Source organism: Megasphaera indica, from assembly GCF_046614755.1.
Classification (GTDB): domain Bacteria; phylum Bacillota; class Negativicutes; order Veillonellales; family Megasphaeraceae; genus Megasphaera; species Megasphaera intestinihominis.
This window is the reverse complement of sequence record NZ_JBKKJR010000050.1, coordinates 1-747: the sequence shown is the minus strand read 5'-3', so window position 1 is coordinate 747 and position 747 is coordinate 1. Positions and strand designations below refer to the sequence as shown.

Genomic DNA, 747 nt, shown 5'->3' with positions numbered 1-747 from the left:
TATTTGTAGTCAAGTCCTCGGTCTATTAGTACCGGTCCGCTCCGTACATCGCTGTACTTCCACTCCCGGCCTATCAACCACATCGTCTTTGTGGGACCTTACTTACTAATGTAATGAGAAACCTCATCTCTAGGCTGGTTTCACGCTTAGATGCTTTCAGCGTTTATCCGTCCCCGACGTAGCTACCCAGCTGCACGGCTGGCGCCATGACTGGTACACCATTGGTCGGTCCACTCCGGTCCTCTCGTACTAGGAGCAGCCCCTTTCAAGTTTCTTACGCCCGCGATGGATAGGGACCGAACTGTCTCACGACGTTCTGAACCCAGCTCGCGTACCACTTTAATGGGCGAACAGCCCAACCCTTGGGACCTACTTCAGCCCCAGGATGTGATGAGCCGACATCGAGGTGCCAAACCTCCCCGTCGATATGGACTCTTGGGAGAGATAAGCCTGTTATCCCCAGGGTAGCTTTTATCCGTTGAGCGATGGCAATTCCACTCTCTACCACCGGATCACTAAGCCCGACTTTCGTCCCTGCTCGACCTGTCCGTCTCGCAGTCAAGCTCCCTTCTGCCTTTGCACTCTTCGCGCGGTTTCCGTCCGCGCTGAGGGAACCTTTGGGCGCCTCCGTTACTCTTTCGGAGGCGACCGCCCCAGTCAAACTGCCCGCCTGAGACTGTCCGCAAGCTCGTTACGCTTCTCGTTAGAATTCCAATAAAACAAGGTTGGTATCCCACCAGCGGCTCC

The 747-nt window shown here is 55.3% G+C and carries 1 rRNA gene; it reads right to left on the bottom strand.

What is annotated here, in order from left to right:
* Positions 1-5: 5 nt before the first annotated feature.
* Positions 6-747, bottom strand: a 23S ribosomal RNA gene (locus ACFCTO_RS12130); the annotation flags it as partial.